The sequence below is a fragment of the Rheinheimera sp. genome, assembly GCF_037442345.1.
Lineage (GTDB): Bacteria > Pseudomonadota > Gammaproteobacteria > Enterobacterales > Alteromonadaceae > Pararheinheimera.
Genome location: NZ_JBBIQL010000048.1, coordinates 1 through 7,638, shown reverse-complemented (window position 1 = coordinate 7,638; position 7,638 = coordinate 1). Strand labels below are relative to the sequence as shown.

Annotated in this window: 8 protein-coding genes; 2 read left to right on the top strand and 6 right to left on the bottom strand. The window is 45.6% G+C overall.

The window, feature by feature from the left end:
- Nucleotides 1–203 precede the first annotated feature (203 nt).
- On the top strand, nucleotides 204–1,181 hold the full coding sequence (locus tag WKJ04_RS18170; RefSeq protein WP_337881695.1) for a DUF1852 domain-containing protein: 978 nt from the start codon (nucleotides 204–206) through the stop codon (nucleotides 1,179–1,181).
- A 28-nt stretch (nucleotides 1,182–1,209) separates the two neighbouring features.
- Entirely contained in the window at nucleotides 1,210–2,253 is a 1,044-nt protein-coding gene (locus WKJ04_RS18165; protein WP_337881694.1) for a methionine synthase, read from the top strand.
- Nucleotides 2,254–2,324: 71 nt separating this feature from the next.
- On the opposite strand, the gene WKJ04_RS18160 is transcribed toward WKJ04_RS18165, so the two are convergent.
- The 6 genes from WKJ04_RS18160 to WKJ04_RS18135 form a co-directional block, all read right to left on the bottom strand.
- Nucleotides 2,325–2,930: a zeta toxin family protein gene (locus tag WKJ04_RS18160; RefSeq protein WP_337881696.1), complete on the bottom strand. Its 606-nt coding sequence runs from the start codon at nucleotides 2,928–2,930 to the stop codon at nucleotides 2,325–2,327.
- Between the two features lie 5 nt (nucleotides 2,931–2,935).
- A complete protein-coding gene (locus WKJ04_RS18155; protein ID WP_337881693.1) occupies nucleotides 2,936–3,190 on the bottom strand; it encodes a hypothetical protein in 255 nt (84 codons plus the stop codon).
- A gap of 173 nt (nucleotides 3,191–3,363) precedes the next feature.
- A complete protein-coding gene (locus WKJ04_RS18150) occupies nucleotides 3,364–4,350 on the bottom strand; it encodes an ImmA/IrrE family metallo-endopeptidase (protein ID WP_337881692.1) in 987 nt (328 codons plus the stop codon).
- Between the two features lie 213 nt (nucleotides 4,351–4,563).
- Nucleotides 4,564–5,199, bottom strand: a complete 636-nt coding sequence (locus WKJ04_RS18145; RefSeq protein ID WP_337881691.1) for a uracil-DNA glycosylase — start codon at nucleotides 5,197–5,199, stop codon at nucleotides 4,564–4,566.
- Nucleotides 5,189–6,316: a nucleoside triphosphate pyrophosphohydrolase family protein gene (locus WKJ04_RS18140; RefSeq protein WP_337881690.1), complete on the bottom strand. Its 1,128-nt coding sequence runs from the start codon at nucleotides 6,314–6,316 to the stop codon at nucleotides 5,189–5,191. Before WKJ04_RS18140 ends, WKJ04_RS18145 begins: the two co-directional genes overlap by 11 nt.
- Nucleotides 6,317–6,384: 68 nt before the next feature.
- Nucleotides 6,385–7,623, bottom strand: a complete 1,239-nt coding sequence (locus tag WKJ04_RS18135; RefSeq protein ID WP_337881689.1) for a hypothetical protein — start codon at nucleotides 7,621–7,623, stop codon at nucleotides 6,385–6,387.
- Between the last annotated feature and the right edge of the window lie 15 nt (nucleotides 7,624–7,638).

The window sequence follows — 7,638 nt, the reverse complement described above, 5'->3', positions numbered from 1 at the left end:
AAGCAGAGGCGGAAAACTCTAATTTAGGCTGCCACTAAAAAAGGGATGTTTACACACCTTCGCAGGCAAATCATGAATATTTCTCACGCACCAATGAAATAAAGCCATTTTTATTCATGCAATTTTGGGCGTATAACATCCCTACCGCCAATTTGGCCATCCAGACGTTTTTACAGCCGTCTCGATAAAAGGAGTCGATCACGATGAACACGAATTTCAGCTTCAGCATTAAACGCATTGGTTTTGACGAGCACTATCAGCCTGCGGACAATACGCGCCTCACCACCAATTTTGCCAATTTGGCGCGGGGTGAAAGCCGCCAGCAAAACCTGCGTAATGCCATTGCGATGATCAACCAGCGCTTTAACAGCCTGGCCAGCTGGGACAACCCACAGGCTGACCGTTATGCGGTGGAGCTGGAGATCATCTCCGTGGACATCAGCATTGAAGGTCAGAGCCACAGCTTCCCCATCATTGAAGTGCTGAAAACCAGCATTCTGGACCACCAGACCGGACAGCGTCTGGCAGGTATTGTTGGCAACAACTTTTCGTCTTATGTGCGGGATTACGACTTCAGCGTGTTGCTGCTGGAGCACAATAAGCACCAAACCCAGTTCAGCATTCCGGCCAATTTTGGCGAGCTGCATGGCAAGCTGTTTCAGTCGTTTATCAATTCAGCCACCTACCGGCAAAACTTTAACAAAGCCCCGGTGATTTGCCTGAGCGTGTCAGACAACAAAACCTACCATCGCACCAACAATAAACACCCGGTGCTGGGGGTGGAATACCTGCCGAATGAATCGTCACTGACCGAGCTGTACTTTAAAAAAATGGGCTTGCAGGTGCGCTACTTTATGCCTGCAGGCAGCGCCGCGCCTTTGGCTTTTTATTTTGTTGGCGATTTGCTGAACGACTACAGCAACCTGGAGCTGATCAGCACCATTGCTACCATGGAAACTTTCCAGAAAATTTACCGGCCGGAAATTTACAACGCACACACAGTCGCCGGCAGCAGCTATCAGCCCAACCTGAAAAACACAGCGCACTCGGTCACCAATATTGTGTACGACAGAGCCGAGCGCAGCCGCCTGGCTGTAGAACAAGGCAAGTTTGCCGAAGAGCACTTTATTAAGCCGCACCGCGCTGTTTTAGAACAATGGTCAGCGCACTTCCGTGTTTAATTTAAACAACCCAAACAGGCTATACAGGATGAAAAAATTACTCCCCACCTCCACCGCAGGCAGCTTACCCAAACCCACCTGGCTGGCCGAACCTGAAACTTTGTGGTCGCCGTGGAAATTACAGGGTGAAGAATTAACAGACGGCAAACAGGACGCGCTGCGTTTGTCGCTGCATGAACAAGAGCTGGCGGGCATTGATATCGTCAGTGACGGCGAGCAAAGCCGCCAACACTTTGTCACCACCTTTATCGAACATCTGGACGGCGTGGACTTTCAAAAGCGCGAAACCGTGCGGATCCGTAACCGTTACGACGCCAGCGTGCCGACCGTAGTTGGCCCGGTCAGCCGGCAAAAACCCGTTTTTGTGGAAGATGCCAGATTTTTACGGGCGCAAACCAAAGCGCCGATCAAATGGGCTTTACCTGGCCCTATGACCATGATCGACACCCTGTACGACGCGCACTACAAAAGCCGCGAAAAGCTGGCCTTTGAATTTGCCAGAACACTGAACCAGGAAGCCAAAGAGCTGGTGGAGGCTGGTGTCGACATTATTCAGTTTGATGAACCGGCCTTTAATGTGTTTTTTGACGAAGTGAACGATTGGGGTATTGCCGCGCTGGAGCAAGCCGCCGACGGCCTGAAACAGCTGCAGTGCGAAACCGCCGTGCATATTTGTTATGGCTATGGCATTAAAGCCAACACCGACTGGAAACAAACGCTGGGCAGCGAGTGGCGCCAGTACGAAGCGGTATTTCCGAAGCTGCAACAATCCAGCATCGATATTATCTCACTGGAATGCCACAACTCACGGGTGCCCATGGAATTGCTGGAACTGATCCGCGGTAAAAAAGTGATGGTCGGCGCTATCGACGTCGCCAGCCACCAGATCGAAACGCCGGAAGAAGTAGCCGCCACGCTGCGCCAGGCACTGCAGTTTGTCGACGCCCACCACCTCTACCCCTGCACCAACTGCGGCATGGCGCCACTGCCCCGCCATGTAGCACGGGGCAAACTGAATGCCTTAGCCGCAGGAGCAGAGATAGTGCGCCGGGAATTAGCGGCTGGGAACTAAGAACCAAAGCTGGGTTATGTTCTTATGAAAGCCGCAAGAAGCTTTGATGTAAGCATTACCCCAGCTATTGTTCAGCGCAAAATACGGACTTTATCTTTTGGCCATTTCAACAACACATGGAGACGAAACCAGACAGGCTTCACTTGGTTGTATTCTTTTTCTTTAATGTCTAAGTAGCCGTTAGGGTTTACCTCAGCAAAAGGCACCAAGAGGTCCGTATTATCAAAAAAGTACACGCGGTGACACTGCATCGCCATGTCAAACAACTGCTCAAGGCTGTTGGTATACCGGCTGCGAATTTTATCAATGGGAACTGGGTGCCCACCTAATTTAACCCGTTCATCAACCCGCTCGATGTTAATGTCAGGGTCTGCGATGCACACATAATAGAGGTAGCATTTATACCCCAGCTGATTCGCCCGTTTGACATATTCCAAATGGCTTTCATGACTCATCACAGATTCGTAACTATGTGACACCTGCTTTTCCAGCCATTGTTCACGTTGACCTGTTGCAATGGTCTGCGCCAGCTTGGAACGCTTTATGGGATCAGGTTCGTGTTGATGCAGTGTCAGTTCAATTTCGTCGGGGTTGACGTACTGACCAAGTGGAACGTCGTATTTATGCCGTAACTCGTTTGTTAAGGTCGTTTTTCCCGAACCATTAGGCCCGGCAATTAACCTTAATCACGGCATAAATCCTGTTCCAGCGTGGGAAAGTTAGTGCTGTTTTCAATACGGCGCACAATCTCCGTGCTGCCATCAGGGTGGCGCCGCTGGATCACACCATTTTTGGCGAACGTAAAGCTAACGCCCTGCTGCAAGGCTTTTTCACGCGCAGCACGGGACGCTTGCCGACCCACGGCGGCTAAAGTCGCCAAATCATTCAGTGGGTCTTTGCGCTTTGCCTGCGAAACTTTTCTGACGACCTGAGTCATTGATTTCTCCCGTACACCATCTATCCGCATTGTAGCCAGCTCAGCAAGGCCAGACAATCTTTATAGATCGCCACGATATTCACTTTTATCAAATCATCGTTTCTGCTGTATGACCTTTAGGAAACTCTGGTCGATTCATAAGTTTAATAGGGCGTTTTGACACATCCAAGACATCAATACTCCGGCACTAACCCCAACTGCTCCAGCCGAATGGCCATAGCTTCCACCGACACTTTAAAATACTCCGCCAAAGAGGGCACAGCGTGGCCGTTAATGCTGTCCAAACCCGCCAAAGCCCGCGCCAAGCCACGCATAGTTTTTAACTGCTTGTCTGTTTTTTTGTCGTTAGTGCGGTTTAACAAATCACGCAGCCCTTCATGGTTTAACACTTCAGCAGGAAACCGCTGTGCAAACACGCTACGCAGCAGCTTTTCCGGCATTAAAAAACAGGCGGCAAAATAGTCGGCTTCTTTTTCGATAGCATCCCTTATAGCTCCGGTACTGCCATCAATAGGCTTATCACGATGTAAGCCAGATTGTTGATGCATAATGGCATGGCCTAATTCATGAGCAGCGGTAAAGTTACGCACCGCTGCAGGGTAACGCCTGGATATAAACACCTGTTTTTTGTCTTTGTCGATCATACCGGCCACATCCACACCGGGCTCTATCTCACCTAACGAATCCACTTCATGGTAGCTATAACCCAATAAATAAAACGCTTTTTCCGGGTTCAGTAACTGCACTGGTTCTTCTGGAACACCTTCAGGCCATAAGCTGTCGCGCTCAATGTAGGTTGAATGCGCCAACTGACGGGCAGCTTTTGCAACTTGTGGTAACGCAATATGCCCTTTTTGGTCTGCGGCCATAGCCGCAAAGCGCAACAGCGGAGCTTGTTTCTGCGCTTGCTCGTCATGATCCTGCTGATTATGCGCACAAGGGTTCTGGTGCCCACGCTGTAATGGGTGAATAGCTTCAGGCTCTGGTGATGGCGCAGCGGCTTTAGGCTGAGCCGACATATCGAGCGCAGGCCAAACTTCGTCGGAGTTATCACCATTATTTAAGCTGAAATAAGGATCCTGATGCCCGTTGTCTTTATAAACAGGTAGCAAAGCACTAAAGCCACCGTCTTCGTCCATATGAGCATAAGGGTTATTCATTTGACTGACCTATCCCCCAAAACCGAAGTACAGCACTGCATCGTCCATCAAATCCGCAACTCACATAAATACGCGGCGAGTTTGAATCAGAAAGCCTTTATCACTTATTTAAAGTGCGTGATGAGTTGGCTGACACAAAATACTGAACACTCTCGGCACGGAAGCATGTGGTTAAAAAGTGACGCAGGCCCTGCATACACACTTTTATTTTATTCAACTCAATTTGTACGCTACTCGCATTTGCCCAATAAAATCTGACTGTCCTCCGTAACTTGGGTGTCTAACCTTAATTACGTCAAGGCTACCACCTATTTTCCTTGCTGCTTTTTCAGCGTCGTTACCAATAGCAATAATTCTTCTTGGCTTGAGAAATTCAATTAGTAATCCCAAAAGATCCTCACCAGCCATTCTTTCTTTTATATTGTGAGCACGGTTGCTAAATGGATCTCCGGCGTCATGAGGATGAAGGGGAAAAACATTCCAAAGGAATACGGGACTTGTTATTGAAGCAAGAACACTCCAAATTACTGCTGCAGTTCTCTCTGGCACAGCTAAACCCTTTGTCAATTTATCAACTTTGATTCCCCACCTTTCCCCATGATGAGAAAGATGAATATCATCAGTTAATGCTAACCCTGTTCGCCGCCCACCACGATACCCTAAGTCCCTTCCTATCCAAATTGCATCTACTTCAACACAGCTAGCCGCATTAAGTAGTTCCAATAGTAAAGCCCTTCGCTTCTGCGGAGCATCGAAATAATCATATACATCGCACCGATCTGAATATGGATTAAAGGTATTATCAAAAGATAACTTACTTACCTCTTCAACAAAGCGCTCAGCTTTCATTTTTTTCCTCTAATTGACGGTAGAAAATTTTCCTATTTTTTCGATCACCGATCACTAATCCACCTTCATTTTCTTTAACTTTTCTGAATACCGAATAACCTTGAAGTATTGCCTCTTCCCAAAGTTTTAATGGACATTTTTCAACTTCATAGCCTTGAACAAATTTTTGAATAGTCTTCAAAACATCAAAAGATACGCTGTCATGCCCTTCAAAATTATCGAGGCTTTGAGCATAGGAAAAAAGCCAAGCTGTAAGGCCCTCCTCAACGACAATAGCACGTCCGCCATCCTGTTCCATATCAGTCGCCGGGTCACTTTTTCTTTTGTGTTTAATTAAAGATCTAAATGTCGGAGACCAATGAAGTACTGCTGCAAAAGCCATATGAAACACATCATGAAAACGATACCCATCAGGATTCTTTATGTTATCGGTTAAAGGGTCTCCAATAAAAACATCGTTCCATTTTAAATAGCTCTGGCCACTTTTTCTTTGAGTAATTTGAATCTCAAAATGCCATGGAAGCTGCTCATCAACGGGGAATTGAGCATCAAAGTCGTCAAGCACATGTTGGCCTAACGGCGCAAATCGACCAAGAGTTTTATTTAAATTACTCTGAACCACTTTATAAAAATCGAGCTCTGTCAATTCAATAGCATTTCGAAAAGAAAGAGCAAAGTAAGGAATTATTTCTCTTAAACCATCAAGATTTTTATTCTCTTCGAGAAGTCGTGCAGTCACACAGCCAAGATTAATTAGAGCTGAATCGACATCAGATTTCGAACCACACTCATATAACTCCAAATAGGGAACAATTTCATCTTCAACTTTACAAGGAGAGCCATAATTTTTAAATACGTTTTCAATACTAATACCCAAACGCCTACAAAGAGCAGAAAAATACCAAAATGCATCACCGAATTCCTCTTCGACTGCATCTTTATACCCAACATAAGCTTTTTTTTCACGGCGGTACTTTTTGGAAGTTGCCATGACACCGCCAACTTCCCCATATAAACCTAGAAGAATAGGGATGATATCGCCTTGTAAGAATCTATCTGTTTTTTCTGCTTGTTTTTCATAATTCAGAAGCAACTCATTGCCAATTGAATCATTCATAATTCCCTCTAACTTACTTTTCTGGCTCGCTAGATTAACTTACTAGCTATTATGACTAAGGGCTCACCTTAACTCAGCGCCTTCAACCCCTTCAGAATTAAATAGATACATTCATCAATGAAAGGAGAACGCATAATCCTTACGTACTCATCCAGGGTCAGTCCACAGCGAGATGCTAGCTCTGATATGTTCAACTGTTTTAGTCGCTCCACGACCAAGCTGTATTTACAATCTTGTCCATTAGCTTTCGCAAAACGCTGCATGTCAGAATAACCTGTATTATGAGAAAATTGCCATTCATCTGTCAGGGGCTCCTGATCACCTTCATCAAGTAATAAATTACAAACGGATCCAACTACACCACCAAAGGCCCCCAGAAGGAACACAGGCTTTTGTAAATCAATAGCTAGAACAATTTCTTCTAATACTCCTGGCATTTTTCCTTTATAGCCCCACAATTTCCCACCAGCACAAATTCTGATTGTTGAAGACTCAATTGACTGCTGGCGCATTTCAGTTAAGCACCTTGACCAGATATAGCAATTCTGAGTCGAGTTCGGTGGCAAAAAAATACTCTCTGTAACATCTGCAACAATATCATCTGGAATCTTATGCTGGACTGTTTTCATTACTTCGCTATATTTCGCCCTCCAAGAAACTATTTCAGGTGCTGAAACATATAGCGGCCAAGCCAAATGGTTTTCAACTTTAGGCTGGCTTCCATGTAACCTTTCTTTCAAAATAGCAGCTTCGTCAAGAATAAACTCTGTGAAACCATCAGGTCGTAGGTCGCCACCATAAATTAATGTGGCTGAACGAGCCAAAAGATGCCTCGCCAAGTCTTGCGCCAATCGAATTAAATGGTCTGAGTGCATATGATTAACGGAAAAACCATCAGCTTGAATCTCTGAAATTGATATACCTATTCGTTGTTGAACAAGACAGTCTTTTTCTGATGCATTCCAAAGAGGGGTAAATGCCTCAATACCGATAAGCTGATGCCAATCAGCTTCATCTGTATATAATGGTGGCTCTGGATAGCATATCCTTTTATGGCCACCCCCTTTCAACCTTAAAGCTTGCCGGAGTTCAGGTGGTCGTGCAGATAATTCAGAGTCATTGGGTATCCAACCAATTTCTTTATAGAACTTGAGGGAATTCAATGAATGGATATGCCGGATAGTTTCAATAATAGCTGCAGAAAGAATACGTAAAATATCGCGTTGACTAATAATAGAATCAGATGAAACGTGAACACATGGGACATTGAGACTATAAAATTTTCTGTGTAAGTGGCTGTTTATCATAACGATATACGGTCA